The organism is Clostridium sardiniense, from assembly GCF_050584765.1.
Taxonomy (GTDB): Bacteria; Bacillota; Clostridia; order Clostridiales; family Clostridiaceae; genus Clostridium; species Clostridium sardiniense_A.
In genome coordinates this window covers 280747-305756 of sequence record NZ_JBNOOR010000002.1, presented here as the reverse complement: position 1 = coordinate 305756, position 25010 = coordinate 280747, and the positions used below count along the sequence as shown (strand labels likewise).

Genomic DNA, 25010 nt, shown 5'->3' with positions numbered 1-25010 from the left:
TAATATGTGTACAGCATTAAGTATTAAATCAAACGAAGGACATAATTTCTTTGGGAGAAACATGGATTTGGCATATAACTTTAATCAATCAGTTTTAATTGTACCAAGAAATTATAAGAACGAAAATAAAGTTACAGGAAATAGTATGACAGGCAATTATGCAATTATTGGGATGGGAACTGTTATTGATAATCATCTTGCTATGGCTGATGGCATGAATGAAAAAGGATTAGGATGTGCAGGATTGAATTTTGCAGATTATGCTTACTTTGAAGAAAAACCAGTAGAAGGAAAAAATAATATTGCACCATATGATTTTATATATTGGGTATTAGCTAATTATGAAACAGTAGATGAAGTTAAAAATGATATTAAAGATATAGAACTAGTAAATGTTCCTATAAATGAAAATACACCAGTAGCAATGCTTCATTGGATGATCTGTGATAAAACAGGAAAATCAATAGTAGTTGAAAAGACTAAAGAAGGAATTGCAGTTTATGATAATCCAGTAGGAGCTATGACTAACAATCCAAAATTTGATTGGCATTTAACAAATTTAAATGAGTATTTATATATTACTCCTAATCACCCAAAAGAAACTAAGTGGAGCAATAAGAATTTAAGAGCATTAGGTGTTGGAGCTGGAACATTAGGAATTCCAGGAGATTTTGCTTCTGTTTCAAGATTTATAAGAATTGCATATATTAGAGCTAATATGCCTGATATGAAAGATGATGAAGCTGCTATTACTCAGTTTTTCAATATGCTTGATTATGTAAAAATGGTAAAAGGCGGAATTATAACAGAAGATGGTTTAGAGGATTTAACTACATATACAGCTTGTATGAATCAAGAAAAAGGAATTTACTATTATAAAAATTATTATAATAATAGAATAAATGCTGTTGATATGAATAAAGAAGATTTAGATGGAGATGAAATTAAAAAATTTCCATACTTAACAAAACAGGATTTTAATTATCAAAATTAATAATAAAAAGATATATGATGAAGTGAATAAGTAAAATAAATAAAATTATACTATATATCAAGTTTAGAATTAATATTCTAATTTATGATATGATAAGATAATGCTAAATAAGTAACGAAAAGTTGTAATATATCGTGAAGTAACTATATGGATTTACTTATTAATGAAATATAAAATTTGGAGAGTATTTCTGTGTAAATCAGGAATACTCTTTTTTATTAAGAAATATAGAATATGTCGATAAATAAATAATAAGTTTTAATAACTATTTATTGCAAAACGATAAAAATAAGGTTATTCTATATATAGAAATTTAGAAGTGAGGTGCTTTTTATGAAACGAGAAACGCTCTTTTTAAAGGCAGTTGTTTTTCTTATTGGAATTATAGCTCTTGGGTTATGTATATTTTTGTTGCCTAGAATAGCAAATAGAGCGGCAGAAATAAACAGAGATTTGTATCATTTTATAATAGTTGTATATGTATCAGCGATACCATTTTTCATTGCATTGTATCAGGCTTTAAGAATTTTAAGCTATATTGATAAAAATGAAGCTTTTTCATATTTATCTGTAAAAGCTTTAAAGAATATAAAATACTGTGCTATGACAATCAGCATCTTGTATGTGTTAGGTTTACCATTATTATATATCATAGCTGATAAAGACGACGCTCCAGGTATTATAGTAATAGGACTGGTTATTGTTTTTGCAGCGTTTGTGATTGGTGTATTTGCTGCTGTTCTTCAAAAGCTATTAAAAAATGTCATAGATATAAAATCAGAAAATGATTTAACGGTCTGAGGTGAATAATATGGCGATTATAATTAATCTTGATGTGATGCTTGCTAAAAGGAAAATGAGCGTAACAGAACTTTCAGAGAGGGTCGGAATAACAATGGCGAACATTTCTATATTGAAAAATGGAAAGGCAAAAGCAATTAGGTTTTCAACTTTGGATGCAATTTGCAAAGAATTGAAATGCCAACCTGGAGATATTTTAGAATACAGAAATGATATATTAGAAGAATAGATAGGATTGTTGTTCTTCTAATATATAATAATCATTTCATAATATTAAAATAATAAGAGTAAAAGGCTCAGCAAATTTGCTGAGCTTTTTTTGTTTGTTACCGCTTTTCAGTGGATTGCATTTAAAAATCAATACTATATTCAAGTACAATATCAATTAATATAGTTTAAATCAAGTCATCTAAGCCATTAACTTTAGCTTGTTCATCATCATTGATAGGAATAACTATGCATTTTTGTCCATCAATTACTTGAGATTTTATTTCAGGTATTTTTTCAGGTTTAACTTGAAGTATAACGTCATAATCAGAAGCAATATTATTATCTTCTACGTTTGTATCAGGAGCTTCTTCATTATTTTCTAAGATTTCTTCTGAATCTGCATTAGAAGTTTCTTCATTATTTTTTGAATCTTCTTCTAAAGTATCTTCAAGATTAGTTTCTGAAACTACATTATCATCATTAACCTCTGTAGATAGGGGAGTCTCATTATCTACAGCAACCTCTTGTTTAACTTGTTCAAGTCTAGTTTGAAGTACTTCTACTTGCTTTTTTAGGTGTTCTTCCTTTTTTCTTTGCTCATTTGCTTTAAGTATCTTTGAATCAATTAAATTTTCTGCTAGAGGAATATCATCACCAAAGCTTTCTACATAGGATTTTTCAATTTTAGTAGTAATTTCTTCTGGAACTCCACTTTCTATTAAAAGATTTTGGATATCTTTATTTTTTAAGCTTATAGGCTCACAATCTGTATCATCATACATCTCATTATATTCTTCTACCATAGCATTTAGGTTATCTTGTATGTCCATAAAAACTTTATCAGCCTTCTTTTCATCAGCACCAAAAGAATCTTTAATAATTGATTGGAATGTTTCTTTTTGTATAGTAGCAGTCTGCCTTGAATAACAACCTAAAGCATTTTCCATTAATTCAGGATGTGTATCCTTTGCATTTTTTGTGTAGTACATAATAGAGTTAACATCTGAACTACGATCAATAAAAGCAGGGAATACAAAACCATTAATTGGTGGCTTAACTATCCAATCTCTAATACGTGCTTTTATACTATTTTCTTCTTCAAAATATCTAAGTCCAGGCTCTGAAAGTTCTACAGGGCATATTGCACATAAAACATATTCATATACTTCTTCAGATTCATCTATCTTGTTATTATCTTTAGTTTTTGTAAGAACATCATAAGAGTCATTAAAAAGAAGTATTAAAAAATTACCTGTATAATCATAGCTATCTATAATAGATTTATAAAAATCATCAAGAAGAGTATCATCCTTTAATTGACTATTTTTAAGCTGCATAAGTGAAACTTGTCTTTCGTTTATAAGATCTTCGTTAAGTGGAAAGTTAAGCTCTAAAATGTTGTTTCCTATAGTTCCAGATAAGACTTTTTTTGCAATTTCTAAGTATTTAAAGTATTCATCCTCATCTAAATTTAGAAAGGTTTCTTTAAATTTTAAAATAGTATGTTTTTCTCCATTAACATAGCAACCACACATTTTACTGAATGTGCAATAATCTTTTTTGAAACGCTTTTTTAACTCAAGTATATCTTTTTTTCTCATATATAAACTCCTCAATTTGATATTTCATATTTGACGGTATTTTGCTTGTACTTTATATTGCATTTATATATATAAATGCAATATTTACTTTCATTATTTAAGTATAGTATTTTTTTTCTTTTAATTAAAGACTTTATTAGGTGAAGTTAATTTTATATTTTAAAAATAAATCATATAAAACTTTAGTATTAATAAGTTAAATCTGTAAAGCTTATGAATATGAATTTAAATATTTATTAAAAATAAAGTTAAAAAAATAAAGCAAATGAAAATACTGTTAGAATGTTAAATGTAAAAGAAAATTTAGTTAAATAATTAGTGAAGAAAATAAGTATATAAAGGTTATTGAGGTGATAGACATGAAGATATGTTCATCTATAATAGAAAACAAAATAAAGTATGATTCATATTTTGATAAAAAGGTTAAAGGTTATATTATTTTAAAAATAAAATTTGTTTTAATATGTGTTTTAACTTTAGGAATAGGATATCCATGGGCATTATGCATGGAATATAAAGTGAAAAGCCATCATACAGTTATTTGTGGAAGAAGGCTAAAGTTTATAGGTAAACCTAGTGAGTTAATATTTCATTGGTTATTTTGGTGGTTATTAAGTATAATAACATTTGGATTATTTCTTATAGTAACTCATGTAAGAATGGATCAATGGATAACAGCAAACACAATATTTGAAGATGTAGAAATAAAATAAAAACATATTCAATATATTTAGTTCTTCTGAGAAGAAGGTATTAGATTATCCTTTATCAAATTGATATTCTATTTCTGCAATATCTTTAAAAGTGAACTTAATGAAGGAGTGAGCCTAGTAGGGTAAGTACAGGTTGATTTTAATGCAGAAGATAGGTGAAAATTAAAATGAAGATTTATATGACTAATATTATTTAGTCAAATAGAAAGGTTGGAATAAGGATGATAAGACCAGTTGTAAAGGATGTATTATTTTTAGGACAAAAGTCAGAATTAGCAACAAAAAGTGATATATCAGTTATTGATGATTTAGTAGATACATTAAGAGCAAATTTAGAGCATTGTGTTGGTATGGCTGCTAACATGATAGGAGTAAAAAAACGTATATTAGTATTTAGCATAGGAAATATTATAGTTCCTATGGTGAATCCAGTTATATTAAAGAAAGAGAAAAGTTATGAGACAGAAGAAAGCTGTTTATCTTTAACAGGTTTTAGAAAAACAATGAGATATGAAACAATAGAGGTAGAATATCTTGATAGAAACTTTAAGAAGCACAAAGAAACATTTACTGGGTTTACTGCACAGATTATTCAACATGAAATAGATCATTTTGAAGGTATAATAATATAAAAATTATGCTCTGTTTTAAAGATATGTTGATATGTAGAGATTTAAAAGTGGACAGCTTGATTGTCCACTTTTTCTACTAATTTGAATTATATAGTGAGAGGACTTTATATTATATCCAACAAAAAAATTAAATTTATTTTTTCTTTTTATTATCTAAGGCAAGGCCGATTGCGACACCGAAACACAATCCTAGTGCTAACTGGTCAAATATCATACCAAATACGAGTCCCATTCCTGTAAAAAGTGGAAAATAGTAACCGCTTTCCTTTTTAGCATTATCTTTACTCATATAATTTACCCCCATAAATGCATATCTTAATGTATAAAAAAATTTATTATTTTCTTAGTAGAATTATTTAGTTAGTTTATATCATGCATAATTTATAAATACAACCTAATTGGTTATATTTATATTATAATCCATTTTTAAGAAATCATCATATGAATTTTCATTTAAAAAGAAATAGAAAAAAGAAAAGTTTATAAAATAAACAATCAGATAAAAAGTAAAATAATTAAAAAGAAGACTATAAAATTTCAAAAAAAGAAGATCAATGTTCTTTAATTATTGGGTCTTCTCTAAAACGGTCAACAGGAATACAATTATATTAACCGATACGGTAAATGGAAGGGGGAGAGTCTTGAATCAAAAGTTTTTTAATCTACCCAAGGAAAAGCAGAAGTCTATTATAGATGCAGGATACAGAGTTTTTTCAGAGAATAAATATAAGAAGTCACCTATGTCAGAAATATCAGCAGAAGCAGGGATATCTAAGTCCTTATTATTTCATTATTTTACTAACAAAAAGGAGTTTTATTTGTACTTATATGATTATGGGACAAATTTGATTTTAGAAGTTGCTAATAAAGAGAGCATCTTTACTGAAAAAGATTTCTTCCAGTTATATTTACAAGGTGCAAAGTGTAAATTAGGAGTATTTAAAAAGCATCCTGATTTATTTAATTTTATGTTAAGGGCTTATTATGAAGATGACCCAGAAGTAGCACCAGATATAGCGCAAAGAAATAGTTCTATGATCCAGTTTAGAGATAATAATTTTTTTAGATACTTAGATAGAAGTAAATTTAAAGATGATATAGATATTGAGGAATTATTTAATATGATAACTTGGTGTGCAGAAGGCTATATGAAGGAGAAGTGTAAAAGTCAACCTCTAGATTTAAACGATCTTGAAGAGGGATATATTAAGATGTTAGATTTCTTTAGAAGAAATAGTTATAAGGAGGAGTATTTAAGGTGAATGTAATTGAGATTAAAGACCTTACAAAAGATTACGGAAATAATAAAGGTGTTTTTGATATTAATCTAACTGTAAAAAAGGGCGAGGTTTTTGGATTTTTAGGGCCTAATGGTGCAGGGAAAACTACAACTATAAGACACTTAATGGGTTTTATTTATCCTAACAAAGGTAAGTGCTCAATAAATGGAATAGACTGTAGCAAGGAAAGTTATAAAATTCAGGAAAGATTAGGATATCTTCCAGGAGAGATTGCTTTTATGGATGATATGACAGGAATTGAATTTATTCATTTTATAGCTGACATGAAAGGTTTAAAGGATTTTAGTAGAGCTGAAGAATTAATTAAAATCTTTGAATTAGATCCAAAAGGTAAGATTAAGAAGATGTCTAAGGGAATGAAGCAAAAAATAGGAATTGTATGTGCTTTTATGGGTAACCCTGATATATTAATTCTGGATGAGCCAACAAGTGGGTTAGACCCATTAATGCAAAATAAATTTGTAGAACTTATTCTATCAGAAAAAGAAAAAGGAAAAACAATATTTATGTCTTCACATCTTTTTGATGAAGTAGAAAAGACTTGTGATAGGACAGCTATTATTAAAGACGGGCATGTTGTTGCAGTGGAAAATATGAAGATCTTATCTGGTTCAAAACAAAAATCTTATGTAATAACATTCTTAAATGATGAAATGGCTAAGGCGTTTTGTACGGAAAATTTAAAAATAAAAGAAGTTGTAGGTAATGTTGTAACTGTAGCAGTAAAAGGTGATATAAATCCTTTGATAAAGGCCTTAAGTAAATATTCAGTAACAAGCCTTGATGTTAAAACTCAAAGTTTAGAAGAGTTATTTATGCATTTTTATGGAGGTGAAAGTGATGATTAGTTTAACATTATTTAAGAGAGATATAAAATCAAATTATAAAATTATACTTTTATTTTTTGCAATTTTAACTTTATATTCTGTAAGTATTGTTTATATGTATGACCCTACAACTACTAGTGCCTTTGAAGAAATGGCTAAAAGTATGCCGGAGCTTATGAAAGCATTTGGTATGGCATCAGTAGGAGCTAATCTTACTGAATATATAGCAAATTATCTATATGGATTAATAGTTCTTATGTTTCCAATAATCTGTATTATAATACTTGGAAATAAGCTAATAGCATCATATGTAGATAGAGGTTCTATGGCATATTTATTAGCTACACCAAATAAGAGAGTTAAGATTGCTTTAACTCAAGCAGTATTTATGTGGGTAGCTAGTGCTGTGTTACTTATATATGCATCAGCAGTAATAATATTTTTCTGTAATACACTTCACGGTGGAGACTTAGATGTTAAAACTTTTATTCTTGTGAATGTAGTTTTATATTTTCTTCATCTTGCAGTAAGTGGTATATGTTTCTTTGCATCATGTATAAGTAATGATTCTAAGCTTTACTTTACAATTGGAGCAGGAGTACCAGTATTATTTTACTTACTACAAGCTTTAGCTAATATGGGAGGCAAGCTTGAAAACCTAAAGTATTTTACTCTTTTCACATTCTTTAATACAGGAGATATTATTGCTGGAGATAGCATAGTAACGCCAATATTAGTTCTCCTATCTGTAACTATAGTTCTCTACGGAGCGGGAATATATATTTTCTCAAAAAGAGATTTGTCTTTATAAGATGATATTTAACAATTAAGTTATTATTCAAGGAAGAGACCATGTTTTTACATGGTCTTTTTTAATAAACATATATACCCTAATGAGCATATATTATTATAGTTTAAATGAATGAACTGTTTTATATAAATAATAGTTTAAATTATAAGAAATAAGAAAAGTTGAAAAATGATGAAATTTAAATAAAACTACAGCTTTAGGTTTATTACGATTTTTATTTACAATGAAATATTAAGATGGTAAAATTTATTTACAAAAAGTTAATATTTAAGTTAGAAGATTAATAGGGGGATTAAAAGGGAATTAAGAGGGGGATTTAAAAGTGAAATCAATATTAAAGTTCTGTTTAGGGATAGTTATATTCTCGGCAATTGTAGCTCTAGGAGCCTTCGTAGCTTGGTGTGTTGCATCAGTATTTGTAGTAAGATACTTATTTAAATTAAAAGGAAAGTATAAAGATCCTAAAGATTGTCTAAAAGAAGGGAAAAATATAGTGGCAATAGTAGCTGCTGTGGTATTATTTATTGTAATACCTGTAGGTTTTGCTAAAACATCAAGAGAATATGACCAAGAGCAAAAAATAAAGCAAGAACAACAAGCGATGTTAGAGGAGCAACAAAAGATAGAAGCAGAGCAAAAGCAGAAAGATAGAGAAAGAGCTAATGTATTAAATGCTAAATCTAGAGTTAAAAAAGCAGGAAAAGATGCTACTGTTGTATTAACAGAAGAAGAGATTGAAAAGTACAATATAACAGAGGAAGAAATATCAACATTTGATGAAGCTGTGGAAGCAGCGGTAATAGGACTTGAAGAAGCTGACATGGCAAAGAAATTTGAAAGAGAAGCAAAAAGTTATGTTAAAAAGAATTTAGATTATACTGCTCCTAACTTACGTTCTCCTTCTAAATATAGTTTTAATGAAGATGGAACTATATGTACTATAAAAGGAACATATAAAAGTAAGAATAAGTATGGAGTAGACGTAAAAGGTGAATATAGTATTGACTTTGATACTACTTCTGGAGAAATTGTTGATGAGTTTATTGGAAATGAAAAAGTAAATAAATAGGATATAATTTTTAATATATAAATTAAGAAAAAAGATGTTGCTAAAAAGTAGCATCTTTTTTATATATTAAACTATACAGAAGTAATAAATAAAGTTTATTTTATGCTATAATTTTATGAGAGTAATTTATTAATTTACAATATAAAATAGGAGATGTAGAGTAATTGATAATTATAGATAAGTTAAATAATTATATTAATAATCATAATAGTGAAGATATAAACTATAATATAGCTTCATTTATAGTTAATAACATAGAAAGTATTCCAAACTATAATATAACTGAACTTTCGAAGCTTTGCTTTGTATCTCAAGCAACTGTTAGTAGGTTTATAAAAAAACTTGGCTATATTGATTATAATGCTTTTAAAGAGGAATGCTCAATTTATATAGAGGAAGTAAAAAATAATATAGATAATAATTATACTGATATAAATTTATTAAGTCAGGATTTAAAATTATTGTATAGTAAAATAAATCATATAGATATCAATAATATAGCTTCAGTTATAAATAGCTATGATAAAGTTTATATTTCAGGATTAAATTATTGTTATTTAATGGCACAATATTTTCAGATGGAATGTCATCCATTTGGAAAAATAGTTAAAGTTATTGAAGATAATGAAGAAATACAGGATATAGGTAGTGATAGTTTATTATTAATACTTACTACATCAGGAAATTATTTTAATGGAAATAGAATTGTTAAGGAGTATATAAGAAATTGTAAAGGCAAAAAATTAGTTATTTCAATACAAAATTTGGACAATAAAATTAAAAATTTGTTTAATAAATATCTTATTCTAGATATGAACATTGGAGTAAAAAATAGTCGTTATGTTATGATGGCTCTATTAGATAATATAATAGAAGCGTTAAAGAATGCGAGATGAGTTAGTTACAAATCATCTCGCATTTTTTTATTCAGAATTTGAATAAAAAATATTTTAATAGAGTTTAATTATATAATTTGATCATAAAGTAAATTGTTTATGGGAGGGAAAAAATATGAGTTTACCAAAGAATTTTTTATGGGGAGGAGCAACTGCTGCTAACCAATTTGAAGGTGGATATAGAGAAGGTGGGAAAGGACTTAGTACTGCTGATGTTATAACAGGAGGCACTCACACAAATCCAAGAAGAATAACACCTAAGTTAGAAGAGGGAACATATTATCCAAGCCATGAGGCTATAGATTTTTATCATAATTATAAAGAAGATATAAAATTATTTGCAGATATGGGATTTAAGCTTTTTAGGATGTCAATAAACTGGACTAGAATATTCCCAAATGGTGATGAGTTAGAGCCAAATGAAGAAGGATTAAAATTCTATGATGATGTTTTTGCAGAATTAAAGAAATATAATATTGAGCCATTAGTTACAATATCACATTATGAGATGCCTTTTGGATTAGTTGAAAAGTATAATGGCTGGAGTAGTAGAGAAGTTATTGATTGCTATGTTAGATACTGTGAGACTATATTTAAAAGATACAAAGATGTGGTTAAATATTGGCTAACTTTTAATGAAATAAACTGTTTAACAAATCCATTTGGTGGATTTATGGCTGGTGGAATTCTATTAAATGGTGGTGGTGAGCTTTCTATTAATTTTAATAATAAAGAAGATGAAAGCAAACAACTTAGATTCCAAGCACTTCATCATCAATTTATTGCAAGTGCCGAGGTTGTTAAGTTAGGACATGAAATTAATAGTGATTTCAAAATAGGATGTATGATTGCATACATGTGTACTTATCCTTATACATGTAATCCTGAGGATGTACTATTAGCTCAACAAAGAGATAATTTAAATAATTTCTTATGTTCTGATGTTCAAGTAAGAGGAGCATATCCAGGATTTGCAAAGAGATATTTTAGAGAAAATAACATAGAAATTAAGATGGAAAAAAATGATGAGCAAATCTTAAAAGAAGGATGTGTAGATTTTTATACATTCAGCTACTATATGTCAAACTGTTCAACTGTAGATAAAGAAGTAGAAAATACTTCAGGAAACATATTAGGTGGAGCAAAGAATCCATACCTTAAAGCTAGTGACTGGGGATGGCAAATTGACCCTAAGGGATTAAGATGGACTTTAAATAATATTTATAATAGATATGAAATTCCAATGATGGTTGTAGAAAATGGATTAGGTGCAGATGATAAAATTGAAGAAGATGGTTCTATTAAAGATGATTATAGAATTAGCTATTTAAGAGATCATATCATTGAAATGAAAGAAGCAGTTGAAGATGGAGTTGAATTAATAGGATATACTCCTTGGGGATGCATAGATTTAGTAAGCGCATCAACTGGGGAAATGAAAAAAAGATATGGGTTTATATATGTTAATAAAGATAATGATGGAAATGGAGATTTAAGTAGAAGCAAGAAAGATAGTTTCCATTGGTATAAAAAAGTTATAGAAAGCAATGGAGAAATCCTATAAATATTTTAAGTTAGTAGGAAGCACTAGATTAGTAGTGCTTCTTTTTTAGTGGGGAAAGCTAGCCAACAACTTGGCGGTAAAAGTTCTTTGCTAGCTTGGGAGTGGAAAGCACTAGCTTAAACTCACGATAGTAATTATCGTGAGTTATTGTATAATATTTAGTTTATAGTTCGAGATATGTATAAGACGGCATCATTTTTATGTATTTTTATAAAAATGATAGTATTTTTTCGCAAACTAAAAAGTTATTTTAATGTATTTCTTACAAATAAAATAAAAATTAATAAACTAATGAGAGCAGATAAAGCGCAAACAATAAATAACATTTCATATCCCATGAGTTGTAAAACAAATCCTAGAGTAATAGATCCTAAACCAATACCTAAATCAAAGGCAGTGAAAAATGTAGCGTTTGCTACTCCTCTTTTCTCTGCTGGAAGTAATCGTATAGTCGCTACTTGAAGAGCAGGTTGTGCTGATCCAAATCCAATTCCATATAAAATAGCTGTAATAACTAGTCCAATAGTTCCTTTTGTAAGTGTTAGGACTAATAGTGCAATAGCTAGTATAATAAGTGCAGGAATAATAATGATTCCTTCTCCATATTTATCAGATATTTTTCCTGTAATCGGCCTAGTTAATATAAGTGTGATAGCATAAACTAAGAAAAATGTACCAACATTAACCTGAATCTTTGCTGCAAATAGTGGTAAAAATGTTGTAATACCACCAAAAGTAAGGGATAGGAAAAATGTAACGATAGCGATTGGTAAAGCTGTTTTTTCAAAGAATGATATTTGTTGTTTTTCTGCATGCTTAACTTTTGGAATTTTTGTAACAAATGAAAGTACAAATGCAATAAGTGCTAATGCTGTACATACAAGAAATAGATAATGGAATGAATATGATTTTACTACCCAAAGACCTAATATTGGACCTAAAGCCATTCCTAAAGTCATTGCAAGTCCGTACCACCCCATTCCTTCTCCACGACGAGATGGTGGAATAACATCAGTTACAGCAGTTCCTATAGAAGTTGTAGCAGCTGCCCAGCTAACTCCATGAAGGATACGTAATATTATTAAAAATATAATTCCTGTTACCCAGTCATAAAAATACATTGTAATTGCAAAAAATAGTAATCCACTTATTATAAATATGCGTCGTCCATATTTATCCATTAGCCCTCCAACAATAGGACGAACAATTACTGAAGATATTGTAAATACTCCAATAATAAATCCAACCTGAGAATCACTTCCACCTAATTTCTTAATAAACATAGGTAGTGTTGGCATTAGTAAATAAAAACCACTAAATAGTAATAATGCTTTAACCGTGAGCATTATATAACTTTTTGTCCATAAACGTTCCATTTTAATTCAATCCTTCTTTCTATTTATTTAATAAATTAATAATCAAAATCTAGCATCAATTTGGTTCTTAGAGACCAAATTGTTACGAAATAAGCGAATAAAAAAGCAGTACAACTCCTATAAAGTTTTTGTACTGCCATATATAGTAACAAGCATTTTGTTAATTAGAACGTGCTTGATACTTTAATAGCCTTTTCAAGTCCTGCAGCAATGATTTCTTCTGCTTTATCTGGACGTTGGCTGTGACCTTCGATCACTATCTTCTCTATATCTTTTACTCCGAAGAAGCTAAGCATGTTTTCTACATATTTAACAGCCATCTCCATATGAGCTGCTGGTCCTTTAGAATATACTCCGCCACTTGCATTTAATAATAAAATTTTCTTATCTCCAATAAGACCTACTGGACCTTGTGGTGTATATTTGAATGTTTTACCAGCACGGTTTAAGTAATCAATATATGTATGTAGTACAGCTGGTATTGTTAAGTTCCATAGTGGGAAACCAAATACAACTTTATCAGCTGCAAGGAATTGATCTAAATATTTATCAGCAACAGCTACTGCTTTTGCTTCCTTTTCTGTTAAATCTAGCCCTCTACTAGCCTTAAAAGTACCGTTAACCATATCTACACCTACATATGGTAATTCTTCATTGTGTAAATCAAGCTCTACTATTGTGTCACTTGGATGTGATTCCTTATAGCTTGCTAAAAAAGTCTCATATAATTTTACACTAACCGCCTGATCTGCTGGACGATTGTTTGCTTTTACAAATAAAACTGTTGACATTTTCTTTTCCTCCTGTTGTTAACTCTTATTTTTTATATGAATGATTAATAAAATGGTCAACTTGATTGACTATATTGCATATAGTACAATATAAATTAGATAAAGTCAACTTAATTGACTTTATTTATAAGGAGGGTTTATATATGAATGGTCAATTATTTGATGAATTAGATTTTATATCAATTTTGTCACTATCTCTTAGTGCATCTATTAATGAATTACATGAAAGACTTAGCGAATTAGGATTTGAAGATATTAGACCTACACATGGCTTTATGTTTAAATATATGATTCCAGATGGAGCAACAGGCATAGAACTAGCAGAATATTTAGGAATTACAAAGCAAGCTGTGAGCAAAATGATTGATCATCTTGAGAAAAATGGTTATGTAATGCGCAAAGCTAATCCTAATGATAAGAGAGGGAAAATTATTGTTTTAACTGAACGAGGTTGGTTAGTAATTAAAGCAAAAGAGAAGATATTACTTGATATTGAAAACCGTTGGATTGAAAATATAGGTGCTGAACGAATGAAAATGCTTAAAGAAGATCTAACAAAATTAATTTATGAAGCAGATAAATGTAATTTATTATCAAAGTTAAGACCAGTTTGGTAATATAAGTACATTAAAATATTAATTTTATAATTAGATAGAGGTATCCTTATATAAGTAACTTAAATTTTTTTTAAAATATTGAAATTAGAACATAATAGCTCCCTATATCCTATTATTGAAATAATACCCATAATATTGTAAAATATAGAGGTGTGAATTGAAATATCGTATTCATAATAATTGTAGAGATAATAGGTGGATGGGGAGATTATAATGCAAAAGAAGTTATTAAGTCAAAGGGGACCAATATTTTATTTTTTAGCTGTTTGGTATAGACGTATACTTAAGTATAAGCAGTGGTATTTTAGTTCTATAAAGTTTTCAAAGGATAGGGATTTTAACAAACTACCATATAGAGTTAAAAAGCATCAATCGGTTTTAATCAGAAAATTAGGGGATAGCGATAGACAGTTACAGCTTAATAAGGTTGAAAACTTAAAAATTGCTATAAAAAAGATAGATGGAATTATCATAAGACCAGGGGAAGTTTTTTCTTTCTGCAAATTAGTAGGACTTCCAACAAAGAGGAAAGGATATCTTCCAGGAATGGAACTTTGTTTTGGTGAAGCAAGACCGGGAATTGGAGGGGGATTGTGCCAGATTGCAAATCTTTTAAATTGGCTTACAATACATAGTCCTCTTACTGTAACAGAGAGACACCACCACGGTTTTGATCCATTTCCAGATGTGGGAAGGGTACTTCCATTTGGTAGTGGGGCTACTATATTTTATAACTACGGAGATTTTCAGATAAAAAATAATACAAGCCATACATTTCAAATAAATCTTTGGATGAGTGAAAAGTGCTTAGAAGGGGAACTTAGGGTAAGTGAGGAACTTGACTTTGGATATCATGTTTTTGAAAGGAATCATAAATTTTCAAAAGTTGAAGGTGATTATTATAGACAAAATGAAATTTGGAGAAATAAGATAGCTAAGTTTGAAGGCGGTAGGATTTTAGATACTGAGCTTGTTACTAAAAACTGTGCTTTAGTAAAGTATATTCCTGAAGAATTTGAAGAGGAAGAGTGTTCATAATGTGGACACTCTTTTATTTATACGAAATATTATATTAAGTATATTAAATTTAAATATTTATTATATAAGTATACCTTAATAAAATAGAGGGGGATTAATCTTACTATGATTTAGAATTACGAGAATATTGATTTAAATGATTTTTAGGAAATATTGTGGTGAAATAAGTGATATTATATTTAATAAATTTTATTATTATTTATTAGATAACTTTTTGTATGTATCAAGTTTATAGATTATATTTTTGTCATAATCAAATTCAAAATAGCATGTGTATATACAATCTAAAACATATAATAAAGATAGTCTTGTTGAAAAAGATGAAATCTTATTAAAGTGGTTTTCATTTGAACTTAAATATAACTGATAGCTTGCATATTTAGTAAGAGGATTTTCATTTGTAGAAGAAATTAAAATAATTGGAGTTTTGTTCTTTTTTAATATATCAGCTATATTTTGTATTATCATTCCTCTACCTTCAAAAGAAACTATTATTGCAATATGATTTTCATCACTGGTAGAAGCTGTTAAAAGCTGATGATATTCTTCTATTGGAACATTAATAAAGGTTCCGATTTCTTGCATTTGAAATTTAAAGTTTTCTGCAAAATAAAGGTTTCCAGCAGATGTATAAAAATCAATGTGTTTTGCCTTTTTTAAAACATTAGAAATCAACCTTAATTGATCTAAATCTATTAAATTTAATGAAGATACTAGTGCTTGTTCATATAATTCCTTCATTTTTATTACAATTTGATTTTGTGTTTCATTTTGCTTAAAGGGATAGTTATAATTTAATGAACTCTTTTCTTTTAAAAACTCATTAATAGACACAGATACTTGTACTTTTAATTCTGACAGTCCTGATAAATCTAATTTTTGGCAAAATCTATAAATAGTTGAAGTTGAAATAAAGCAAGCTTTACTAATTTCAACAGCGCTCATTTTTACAAAGGTTTCAGGATTATTCTGCATATAGCTAACTAATGTTTTCTCATTTTCAGTTAAGTTGGTTAGTTTGTTTAATTTACTAAAAATGTTCATGAAGATCACCTCATGAACATTATACAATATTTTGTTAAATTTTACTGTTTTAAGCGAAAGAATAATTTAAAATATCTATATCCTTTAAGTGCTTACTTAGTGTATAAGCAATACCATCTTCTTCATTAGATAAAGTAACTTCATCAGCTATAGCTTTTAAATCATCTACTGCATTATCCATAGCTACTCCGATACCAGCATATTTAACCATTGAGGCATCATTATGTCCATCTCCAAAAGCAATCATTTCTTCTTTTTTATACCCCATAGGAATTAGTACAGTATCTAAAGCTTTAGCCTTATCAATTCCTTTAGCAGTAAATTCAAAGTAGAAAGGTGCTGTAAACATACAACTTAAAGTGTCTTTAAATGGTTCCATCATTTCTTTGTAATTAGCCTGTAGATATTCAGGTTCTCCTGCAGTTAAAATTTTATTTAGTGGATAGTCAGCAAAGGCTGCTAAATCATCCTTTTCACATAACTTGAATTTACCACCACGAGATTCATATTGAATTATGTTAAAAGGCTCTCCGTTGTAATTTATCTGATTGTCGAAAACATCATTAACATACATATAGTCACCTTTATCAATCATAGGTTTAACATCAAATTTCTTCATATGTTCAAGTACTGCTCGTCCATCTTCAACACTCATTGTTTCATTAAATAAAACTTCATTAGTCTGACAATCAACCACCTTAGAACCGTTAAAGGAAACTAAAAGTCCATGATTCTCGTCCATTTTTAATTCTTTAGCCAAATCCATTAAGCCAGATGTAGGTCTTCCTGATGCTAGAATTAATAGAACTCCTGCTTCTTGTGCTTTAATTAAAGCATCCTTAGTTTTCTTTGTAATTACTTTTTTACTATTAGTTAATGTACCATCCACATCCATAATAATTACTTTTATATTACTCATATATCTTTCCCCCATAGTTTTTATTTGATTATACTAATACTACTTTTATAAATAAATAGCATAATTAAAGAATGAATAATATATATCAAAAATAATAAAGTTAGCAAATAATAAATGAAACAAGTCTATCATTTTTTAGATTTTATTGAAGCATACTAATCTTATAAAGGAGAGTGATAAACATGAAAGTAAAAATAGTATGCGAAAGAGATAATGAGATAAAAGAAGTAAATCTACCTATGAATGAAGAATCCTTATTAAAGATTCAAGGGAGTGCACTTGATAGAGACACAGCGGGATATATAACAGGGGCACAAGTAAAGTATTACGATGAGCAGGGAAATGAAATAGAAAATATATTTCTTCTAAATAGGGAGCTTCAAAAGTAGCAGAGATATATGGGAATAAAGATGGAAAACCTCACTTAGAATAGTTACGGAGAAGCGTATTATAAATAAATGAGGTTTTTGTTATTTAGTTTATGATAGAAAGAGACTATAATATTAGAGAAAAAGAAAAATAGTTTATGGAAGTAATTATAATGTCTTTAATTTTAAGATATGTAAATCTAAGAATAGTACAAATAAGATAATTATAAAATTATATAGATACAAAAGGAGTAATAATATGAGTTATTGTTTTCAGTGTGGAAATAAATTAATAAATAAACAATGTAATGATGAGGGAGAGGTTCCATATTGTAGTGAATGTAAAATGTTTCGTTTTCCTGGCTTTAGTTCAGCTATAAGTGCGATTATTTTAAATCCTGATAAAAATAAAGTGTTGCTTATACAGCAGTATGGACGAGTAGATAACATACTTGTAGCAGGATATATTAATAAAGGTGAGGATGCAGAACAAACTTTAGTAAGAGAAGTAAAAGAAGAGACAGGTCTTAATATTAAAGATTATCAATATATGAAGAGTAAATATTATGAAAAAACTAATACACTAATGTGTAATTTCATTTGTACAGTAGATAGTGAAGATTTAAGTCGAATTAATGATGAGATTGATAAAGCACAATGGTTTACCTTTAAAGATGCAATAAAGCATATTAAAAGTGAAAGTTTAGCAGAAGAATTTTTAATATATGCTTTTAAGAAAATGAATTACATATAAAATATTAATATTGTTATTTAGTATGGAGGGGAAATCAAATGACAATAAAGGAAGCATCTGAATTAACAGGGGTATCTATTGATAATCTACGTTATTATGAAAGAATTGGCTTAATTCCAAAAGTTCCAAGAACAGCATCAGGAATTAGAGATTATGATGAGATATCAATACGCTGGATAGAGTTTGTAATGAAGTTTAAAAAGGCTGGAGCAAGTATAGAATTAATTATAGAATATATTCGTCTTGCAGAGATGGGAGAGTCAACAAAGAAGGAAAGAAGACATATACTCATAGAAATCAAAGAAAGCATTGAGGAGAGAATGAGGGAATTACAAGAATGTCTTGATGTTACAAATTATAAAATAAATAATTATTATAATCTTTGTGAACCAGTTACAAGAGAGTTAGTTGATGATTGGAAAAAGAGAGAATGTAAGAAAGATGACTAAAGAGCATGAAAGAATTTCGTGCTTTTTTTATAAATAATTTCTGTTTTATCTATTGACCTTAAGTAGACTTAAGGGTTTAGAATTTTATTATAGAAGAGAAAGAAAAGATAAATTAAATATAAATAATAAAAATGAAGGGATGAGGGTTATTTATGAAGAGAAGAAAATTAGGAAATCAAGGACTTGAAGTATCTACTATTGGACTTGGATGTATGGGGATGACTCAAAGTTATCCACCATTTCCAGAAAAAAATGATATGGTCAAATTTATTCATCAAGCTGTTGATTTAGGAGTAACTTTTTTTGATACAGCTGAAGCTTATGGACCATATACAAATGAGGAACTTTTAGGAGAAGCATTAAAGCCATATCGTGATAAAGTTATTATTGCAACTAAATTTGGGTTTGATTTACAAGGGCAAAGAACAGGAAAAAGTGGAAAGGTTGTTAGTTTAGATAGTCGTCCTGAAACAATTAGAAGAGCAGTGGATGGCATGCTTAAACGTCTAAAAATAGATCATATTGATTTATTATATCAACATCGTGTTGATCCAGAGGTGCCTATTGAAGAAGTTGCTGGCACAGTTGGAGAATTAATAAAAGAAGGAAAAGTTTTATACTGGGGAATTTCTGAACCAGGAGTGGAAACAGTTCGTCGTGCTCATGAAGTTTGTCCGCTTTCTGCTATACAAAGTGAATATTCCATGTGGTATCGTAATCCAGAAGAAGAGTTGTTACCAGTCTTAGAGGAGCTTGGTATTGGATTTGTTCCATTTAGTCCACTAGGAAAAGGATTTTTAACAGGAAATATTAATAAGGATACTAAATTTGAAAGTACAGATTTCCGTAATGCTATACCACGTTTTAATGCGGAAAATATGGCTGCCAATATGGCATTAGCAGATATAGTAAAAGAAGTTGCATCAAAGAAAGAAACTACACCAGCACAAATTGCACTATCATGGATATTATATCAAAAGCCATGGATTGTTCCTATTCCTGGAACTAAAAAGTTAGAGCGTTTGAAAGATAATATAGGATCTGTGGATATTAGATTTACAAAGGAAGAATTATATGAATTAAATCAAGCAATTTCAAAGATTCATATTATTGGAGAGCGTTATCCAGAAGATCAAGAAAAATTAACTGGAATATAAATATGCAATATTTTTGAGAAATTAAAGTATATGTAAAACTTAATAATGATACTAATTAATAGATTAATCTTAAAGATATGTTTGATAGTACTTATTAATAGATTAATTTTAAAGAAATATTTCATAATACTTATTAAATATCAAAAGCAAATAAGAATATCCTTATAGATAAATGGCACTAACTATCTATGCTTATTAGATAAATGGTGCCATTTTAACTGCTACAATTTTATGATAAATTCTGTTTTTTAATCGAAAAAGTATATAAAAATATGCAGCCTAAGAGTTATATTTCTAGTTTTTTAATTTATTGTTTATTTTAGAATACCTTTAATCCAATTACTGAAATTATAATCAAGATTAAATAAAAAAATTGTTTTTTAGATAGATTCTCATTAAATAAGAAAGCACCTAATAAAAGTGATCCCACTGAGCCTATGGCGACCCAAATACTATAAGCAGTTCCAGCTTCAGTTGTTCTCATAGCCATTGACAAAAGAGTTAAGCTACTAGCTGCAACTAAAATAACAATTAAGGACCATAGTTTATGAGTAAATCCAGCTGACTTCTTTATGCAATAAACTAGAAGAACCTCACATAAGCCAGAGCAAATTAAAAATAGCCAATCCATTGTTACACCTCTTCTTTTGAATTTATTTTTAAACCAATAATTCCTATTAGTAATAAACAGCTAAAAATAATCTTTGGAAAGCTAATACTTTCACCTAAAATTAAAATTCCAAAAACGATTGTACCAATGGCTCCAATTCCAGTGAAAACTGTATATGCTATTCCAGAAGGTAATAAGGTCATTCCTTTGGAAAAAAGATAGAAGCTTATTACAACTAAGATAATAGTTATTGCTGTATATCCTAAGTTTGTGAAACCATTAGATTTTTTTAAGCAAAGAGCCCAAAAAACTTCTAAAAATCCACCTATAATAACATAAGTCCAAGCTTTATTCATAATATTCCTCCAATTTTAATATAGTATAAGGACAAAAAAGACCGGATAAGATAAATATCTTATCCGGTCTTTTTCTAACCCTCCGATAAACAATGCCATTTTAGCATGTGAAAAAATAGATGTCAATTTTTTTGACTTTCCACATCACTTATTAAGTGAAGATAATAATATAAATTTTACTTTATATTATTAACATCTTTTAAGATGTTCTCAAGTTTTTCTACGGACACAATTCTCTCATTACACTTCTCACTATCTAAACATACATGAAAGCCTATTGATCTATAATAATCTTTTCCAGCATTAGCCTTTTTACATACAGGTGAAACAAATGCAACTTCGTTATCAGGGCCTATATGATTGCAAAGTGTACATACATTAGTATTGTTAGAATTAAAATTTGAAATTCTACATGCCATACCTACAAACTTTCCATCCATATTATAAGCTATAAGTAATTTTCTTATAGATTGATCAATCCAACCTAAATATACATTCTTTGAATCCAGAACTGTTAAATCAGGTAATTTTAATTTTTTTTCCTTTTTAAATAATTTACTAATTTGTGCATTTGTGATCTTTGGCATTCCATATACATATTCATTCAAGTTACTTAAATAAGGATTGATATGTAAGGAATCAGTTATTTTACTAATATCGAGCAAATCTCTTTCTTCTTCAGATAAATTTGTAAAAATACTTAATATTTTATCTTGTATATATGCTCTAGTTGCTTCAATAGTATTAGTATCTATACAATTTCTAAAAGCATTATTTAAATCATATAAACATTTTTTTATATAATTATATTCATGTTTTTTTATGAAAGTTTTCATAAAACCTAGCACCTCTTTTCTAAATATATGACATTTTTATTATTCATGTAAGCCAATAATATATTACTTACAGTTTCATTTCACTAACAGATCAATAATAAAAAAGATGATTATTATTACTTCAACTGAAAGTAACAATAATCATCTAAATTTAAAATATATTAAACATTCATAATCAGTTTACCTATGAATATTGTATTAAATTAGAAATTATAACTTTCATTGAATTGATACAATGAAAGAATAACACGATTTTAAATAAATATTCAATCTAATAAATAATTCTGTAACGATTATGAGCATAGACGTTTCTCTTGACTTATTATTCTCCTGATACTCTTTTCTGACAAGTAGTATTCTTGAGCTAGTTCCTTAATAGTAGTACCATTAAGATATTTTTTATAAATTTCATTATTTCTTATCTTAAGTACACTTTTTATACCGCTCTTTTCTCCCCAGGATTTATGGTTTCCATTTTTCCTTGGGACATAAAGGTAATCTCCGTCTACATATTCTTGTATTATTTTAAGAATTTCTTCTGGTAACACATCTTGCGCTTTTAAATACTTCATTTCCTTACTCCTTCACTTTTACGATAGTATTAAAGCAAAGAATACTAAAAAGCTATGTGTTAAAGAACCTAAAACATGTACGTATTTCAGCTAACTTAACAGCTTAGGCTCCAAACAAGGCATAGCTGACTTTGTTGTAGTCTTTGCAAGGAGCAGCCTGATTTAGAGCTGAATGTATTACAAACCTTCATAAAAAACACCTCCAATACGATATGCCAATTATATCATAATTAAAATAACAGTAGGTTTATGATTTGATTTCTGGTATAATTTTCAATACCTAAATAGATAAAAGCCTAAAATTTTAGATCCTTATAGCTAAAATTAGCATTAAATCTAAATCATAAAGGTTATAAATTTTCTATGTGGTTATAATTACACACAAAAGAAGAAGTAATAATTAAGTATAGATTTAATGGATAAATGGAGGGCAGAACATGAATGAAGAATATATAACCTTAAAAGGGTGTAGAGAAAATAATCTAAAGAACATTTCATTAAAGATACCAAAAAGAAAAATAACAATATTTACAGGGGTATCTGGTTCAGGTAAATCATCTATTGTTTTTGAGACAGTAGCAAAAGAAGCGCAGCGCCAGTTAAATGAGACTTTTAGCGCTTTTATAAGAAATTTTCTACCAAAGTATGGTGATGTAAAGGCGGATTATATTGAAAATTTATCAACACCAATAATAATTGACCAAAAGAGAATTGGTGGAAATTCTAGATCAACTTTAGGAACAATCACTGATATTAATTCATTTCTTAGAGCTTTATATTCAAGATTTGGAAGTATTAATTTAGGAAAAGCTAACATGTTTTCATTTAATGATGTAAATGGTATGTGCCCAGAATGTGAAGGTATTGGTAAGAAGTTAACGGTAGATATGGACATGATTCTTGATAAAAGCAAGTCTTTAAATGAAGGAGCAATTTTACTTTCAGGATTTGGAGTTGGTTCTTGGCATTGGAAACTCTTCACAGAATCAGGCTTCTTTGATAATGATAAAAAAATATGTGATTATTCAGAGGAAGAATTAGAGAAGTTTTTACATGGAGAAGCTGAAAAAATAAAGATATCTGATGTTGGTACAATGAATTTAACTTATGAAGGATTAATGGTTAAATTTAATAGATTATATCTAAAAAAAGAAGGGGAAATGTCAGAAGCTGCAAAGAAAAAGTTAAATAAACTTCTAAAAGAAGGGGAATGTCCTCTATGTAATGGAAGAAGACTTAATGAGCAGGTATATAAATGTTTAATTAATGGTTATAATATTGCAGACCTTACAAGTATGCAGATTGATAAACTTGTAAATGTTATTTCTGAAATTGATGAACCAGAAGCTAAGCCATTAGTAAAAGGAATAATAGAAAAACTTAATAATATCATAGATATAGGTCTTGGATACTTAACTTTAGATAGAGAAACATCATCACTTTCTGGTGGAGAATCACAACGTATTAAAATGGTAAAGCATTTAAATAGTAACCTTATAGATTTAATGTATATATTTGATGAGCCAAGTATAGGACTTCATCCAAGAGATGTCCATAAATTAAATAATCTTCTAAAAAAATTACGTGATAAAGGTAATACTGTAATAGTTGTTGAACATGATCCAGATGTAATTAAGATAGCAGATCATATAGTTGATGTTGGTCCACGTGCAGGTAAAAAGGGTGGAACTATTGTATATGAAGGAAGTTATGAGGAACTACTAACATCAGGTACACTTACAGGAAATGCATTAAATAATATCACTTCAATAAATGAAGATGTAAGAAGTCATAATGGGTATTTAGAGGTTGTTAATTGTAATAAGAATAACTTAAAGAATATCTCAGTTACAATTCCAAAAGGTGTATTAACAGTAGTTACAGGGGTTGCAGGTTCAGGTAAGAGTACACTTATAAAGCATGAATTCTTAAAACAAAATAAACAAGCAGTACTAATAGATCAAAGTCCAATAGGAGCAAATTCAAGATCTAATTTAGCAACTTATAGTGGGATTATGGATAATATCAGAAAAGCTTTTGCAAAAGTTAATGAGGTTAATGCATCATTATTTAGTTATAATTCAGAAGGTGCTTGTGAGAATTGTAAAGGAACTGGAGTTATAGAAACAAATCTTGCTTTTATGGAAAATATTAAAACTCCTTGTGATGTTTGTGAAGGTAAAAGATTTAGAAAAGAGTCTTTAGGATATAAATTCCAAGATAAAAATATAATGGATGTCTTAGATATGACAGTTTCTGAAGCAATAGAATTCTTTAAATTAAAGCCAATTAAAACTAAGTTACAGTCAATAGAAGAGATGGGAATTGGATATTTAACACTAGGGCAAACTCTTGATACATTATCAGGAGGAGAATGTCAAAGGTTAAAGCTTGCAAGTGAGCTACATAAGGAAAGCTCTGTATATATTATGGATGAACCAACTACAGGGCTTCATATGGCAGACATTGAGAATTTTATAAATATAGTTCAAAACATTGTAGATAACGGAAACACTGTAATTATAATTGAACATAATATAGATGTTATTAAAAGTGCTGATTGGATTATTGACCTTGGACCAGATGGTGGTACAAATGGTGGAGAAATAATTTTTGAAGGAACACCAGTGGAATTACGTAAATGCAAAGAATCACTAACAGCGAAATACATTTAGAGATTTAATATATAATAAATAAATTAAAA

Annotated in this window: 28 protein-coding genes; 18 read left to right on the top strand and 10 right to left on the bottom strand. The window is 28.3% G+C overall.

The genetic code is table 11. From position 1 onward, the window contains the following. The first annotated feature begins 4 nt into the window (after positions 1 to 4). The 3 genes from bsh (at position 5) to ACQPUW_RS11140 (ending at position 2024) form a co-directional block, all read left to right on the top strand. On the top strand, positions 5 to 994 hold the full coding sequence (gene bsh, locus ACQPUW_RS11150; protein ID WP_430837563.1) for a choloylglycine hydrolase: 990 nt from the start codon (positions 5 to 7) through the stop codon (positions 992 to 994). A gap of 333 nt (positions 995 to 1327) precedes the next feature. After that, entirely contained in the window at positions 1328 to 1795 is a 468-nt protein-coding gene (locus ACQPUW_RS11145; RefSeq protein ID WP_430837562.1) for a DUF2975 domain-containing protein, read from the top strand. 10 nt (positions 1796 to 1805) lie between these two features. Continuing rightward, complete coding sequence (locus ACQPUW_RS11140; RefSeq protein ID WP_204593422.1) at positions 1806 to 2024, top strand: helix-turn-helix domain-containing protein; 219 nt, start codon at positions 1806 to 1808, stop codon at positions 2022 to 2024. A gap of 166 nt (positions 2025 to 2190) precedes the next feature. On the opposite strand, the gene ACQPUW_RS11135 is transcribed toward ACQPUW_RS11140, so the two are convergent. Then, positions 2191 to 3606 carry a DUF4317 family protein gene (locus tag ACQPUW_RS11135; protein WP_430837561.1) on the bottom strand — a complete coding sequence of 472 codons (1416 nt, stop codon included), beginning with the start codon at positions 3604 to 3606 and terminating at the stop codon, positions 2191 to 2193. A gap of 359 nt (positions 3607 to 3965) precedes the next feature. Here ACQPUW_RS11135 and ACQPUW_RS11130 point away from each other — a divergent pair, with 359 nt between their 5' ends. Both ACQPUW_RS11130 and ACQPUW_RS11125 read left to right on the top strand, forming a co-directional pair. Then, a complete protein-coding gene (locus ACQPUW_RS11130; RefSeq protein WP_430835086.1) occupies positions 3966 to 4319 on the top strand; it encodes a hypothetical protein in 354 nt (117 codons plus the stop codon). A gap of 221 nt (positions 4320 to 4540) precedes the next feature. Further along, on the top strand, positions 4541 to 4951 hold the full coding sequence (locus ACQPUW_RS11125) for a peptide deformylase (RefSeq protein WP_430835085.1): 411 nt from the start codon (positions 4541 to 4543) through the stop codon (positions 4949 to 4951). Positions 4952 to 5084: 133 nt separating this feature from the next. Here the strand turns inward: ACQPUW_RS11125 and ACQPUW_RS11120 are convergent, their stop codons facing one another. Then, a complete protein-coding gene (locus tag ACQPUW_RS11120; protein WP_430837560.1) occupies positions 5085 to 5240 on the bottom strand; it encodes a hypothetical protein in 156 nt (51 codons plus the stop codon). Positions 5241 to 5592: 352 nt separating this feature from the next. Between ACQPUW_RS11120 and ACQPUW_RS11115 the strand changes: the two genes are divergently transcribed. The 6 genes from ACQPUW_RS11115 (at position 5593) to ACQPUW_RS11090 (ending at position 11419) form a co-directional block, all read left to right on the top strand. Next, entirely contained in the window at positions 5593 to 6213 is a 621-nt protein-coding gene (locus ACQPUW_RS11115) for a TetR/AcrR family transcriptional regulator (RefSeq protein ID WP_430837559.1), read from the top strand. Further along, on the top strand, positions 6210 to 7100 hold the full coding sequence (locus ACQPUW_RS11110) for an ABC transporter ATP-binding protein (RefSeq protein WP_430837558.1): 891 nt from the start codon (positions 6210 to 6212) through the stop codon (positions 7098 to 7100). Before ACQPUW_RS11115 ends, ACQPUW_RS11110 begins: the two co-directional genes overlap by 4 nt. After that, positions 7093 to 7890 carry an ABC transporter permease subunit gene (locus ACQPUW_RS11105; protein WP_430837557.1) on the top strand — a complete coding sequence of 266 codons (798 nt, stop codon included), beginning with the start codon at positions 7093 to 7095 and terminating at the stop codon, positions 7888 to 7890. The genes ACQPUW_RS11110 and ACQPUW_RS11105 overlap by 8 nt, the downstream gene beginning before the upstream one ends. 322 nt (positions 7891 to 8212) lie before the next feature. After that, positions 8213 to 8959, top strand: coding sequence for a hypothetical protein (locus tag ACQPUW_RS11100; RefSeq protein WP_430837556.1), 747 nt, complete (start codon positions 8213 to 8215; stop codon positions 8957 to 8959). A gap of 164 nt (positions 8960 to 9123) precedes the next feature. Beyond that, positions 9124 to 9855: a MurR/RpiR family transcriptional regulator gene (locus tag ACQPUW_RS11095; protein WP_430837555.1), complete on the top strand. Its 732-nt coding sequence runs from the start codon at positions 9124 to 9126 to the stop codon at positions 9853 to 9855. A 115-nt stretch (positions 9856 to 9970) separates the two neighbouring features. Continuing rightward, on the top strand, positions 9971 to 11419 hold the full coding sequence (locus tag ACQPUW_RS11090) for a glycoside hydrolase family 1 protein (RefSeq protein ID WP_430837554.1): 1449 nt from the start codon (positions 9971 to 9973) through the stop codon (positions 11417 to 11419). 245 nt (positions 11420 to 11664) lie between these two features. On the opposite strand, the gene ACQPUW_RS11085 is transcribed toward ACQPUW_RS11090, so the two are convergent. Next, a complete protein-coding gene (locus ACQPUW_RS11085; protein ID WP_430837553.1) occupies positions 11665 to 12795 on the bottom strand; it encodes an MFS transporter in 1131 nt (376 codons plus the stop codon). Positions 12796 to 12959: 164 nt separating this feature from the next. Beyond that, positions 12960 to 13586, bottom strand: a complete 627-nt coding sequence (locus ACQPUW_RS11080) for an FMN-dependent NADH-azoreductase (protein ID WP_430837552.1) — start codon at positions 13584 to 13586, stop codon at positions 12960 to 12962. Positions 13587 to 13729: 143 nt separating this feature from the next. On the opposite strand from ACQPUW_RS11080, the gene ACQPUW_RS11075 reads away from it, so the two are divergent. Both ACQPUW_RS11075 and ACQPUW_RS11070 read left to right on the top strand, forming a co-directional pair. After that, entirely contained in the window at positions 13730 to 14203 is a 474-nt protein-coding gene (locus tag ACQPUW_RS11075) for a MarR family winged helix-turn-helix transcriptional regulator (RefSeq protein WP_430837551.1), read from the top strand. 213 nt (positions 14204 to 14416) lie between these two features. After that, positions 14417 to 15241 (top strand): VanW family protein, encoded by an 825-nt coding sequence (locus ACQPUW_RS11070; protein ID WP_430837550.1) that lies wholly within the window; start codon positions 14417 to 14419, stop codon positions 15239 to 15241. Positions 15242 to 15436: 195 nt separating this feature from the next. Here ACQPUW_RS11070 and ACQPUW_RS11065 read toward each other — a convergent pair whose 3' ends face one another. Beyond that, positions 15437 to 16285 (bottom strand): MurR/RpiR family transcriptional regulator, encoded by an 849-nt coding sequence (locus tag ACQPUW_RS11065; protein WP_430837549.1) that lies wholly within the window; start codon positions 16283 to 16285, stop codon positions 15437 to 15439. 49 nt (positions 16286 to 16334) lie between these two features. Next, positions 16335 to 17204, bottom strand: a complete 870-nt coding sequence (locus ACQPUW_RS11060; RefSeq protein ID WP_430837548.1) for a Cof-type HAD-IIB family hydrolase — start codon at positions 17202 to 17204, stop codon at positions 16335 to 16337. Positions 17205 to 17386: 182 nt separating this feature from the next. On the opposite strand from ACQPUW_RS11060, the gene ACQPUW_RS11055 reads away from it, so the two are divergent. The 4 genes from ACQPUW_RS11055 to ACQPUW_RS11040 all read left to right on the top strand — a co-directional run bounded on the left by ACQPUW_RS11055 (position 17387) and on the right by ACQPUW_RS11040 (position 19932). Continuing rightward, positions 17387 to 17593 (top strand): hypothetical protein, encoded by a 207-nt coding sequence (locus tag ACQPUW_RS11055; RefSeq protein ID WP_430837547.1) that lies wholly within the window; start codon positions 17387 to 17389, stop codon positions 17591 to 17593. A gap of 238 nt (positions 17594 to 17831) precedes the next feature. After that, complete coding sequence (locus ACQPUW_RS11050; RefSeq protein WP_430837546.1) at positions 17832 to 18326, top strand: NAD(+) diphosphatase; 495 nt, start codon at positions 17832 to 17834, stop codon at positions 18324 to 18326. Positions 18327 to 18364: 38 nt separating this feature from the next. Further along, the gene (locus ACQPUW_RS11045; RefSeq protein WP_430837545.1) at positions 18365 to 18775 is read left to right on the top strand and encodes a MerR family transcriptional regulator; all 411 of its coding nucleotides are present in this window, start codon (positions 18365 to 18367) and stop codon (positions 18773 to 18775) included. Positions 18776 to 18927: 152 nt separating this feature from the next. Further along, positions 18928 to 19932, top strand: coding sequence for an aldo/keto reductase (locus ACQPUW_RS11040; protein WP_430837544.1), 1005 nt, complete (start codon positions 18928 to 18930; stop codon positions 19930 to 19932). Positions 19933 to 20251: 319 nt separating this feature from the next. Here the strand turns inward: ACQPUW_RS11040 and ACQPUW_RS11035 are convergent, their stop codons facing one another. From ACQPUW_RS11035 to ACQPUW_RS11020, 4 genes are all read right to left on the bottom strand, one after another. Then, positions 20252 to 20563 (bottom strand): DMT family transporter, encoded by a 312-nt coding sequence (locus ACQPUW_RS11035; RefSeq protein WP_430837543.1) that lies wholly within the window; start codon positions 20561 to 20563, stop codon positions 20252 to 20254. A gap of 2 nt (positions 20564 to 20565) precedes the next feature. After that, positions 20566 to 20898: a DMT family transporter gene (locus ACQPUW_RS11030; RefSeq protein ID WP_430837542.1), complete on the bottom strand. Its 333-nt coding sequence runs from the start codon at positions 20896 to 20898 to the stop codon at positions 20566 to 20568. Positions 20899 to 21074: 176 nt separating this feature from the next. After that, entirely contained in the window at positions 21075 to 21734 is a 660-nt protein-coding gene (locus ACQPUW_RS11025) for a FusB/FusC family EF-G-binding protein (protein ID WP_430837541.1), read from the bottom strand. A 293-nt stretch (positions 21735 to 22027) separates the two neighbouring features. Further along, entirely contained in the window at positions 22028 to 22306 is a 279-nt protein-coding gene (locus tag ACQPUW_RS11020; protein ID WP_221861676.1) for a CD3324 family protein, read from the bottom strand. A gap of 437 nt (positions 22307 to 22743) precedes the next feature. On the opposite strand from ACQPUW_RS11020, the gene ACQPUW_RS11015 reads away from it, so the two are divergent. Continuing rightward, positions 22744 to 24981, top strand: coding sequence for an ATP-binding cassette domain-containing protein (locus tag ACQPUW_RS11015; protein ID WP_430837540.1), 2238 nt, complete (start codon positions 22744 to 22746; stop codon positions 24979 to 24981). The last annotated feature ends 29 nt before the right edge of the window (positions 24982 to 25010 follow it).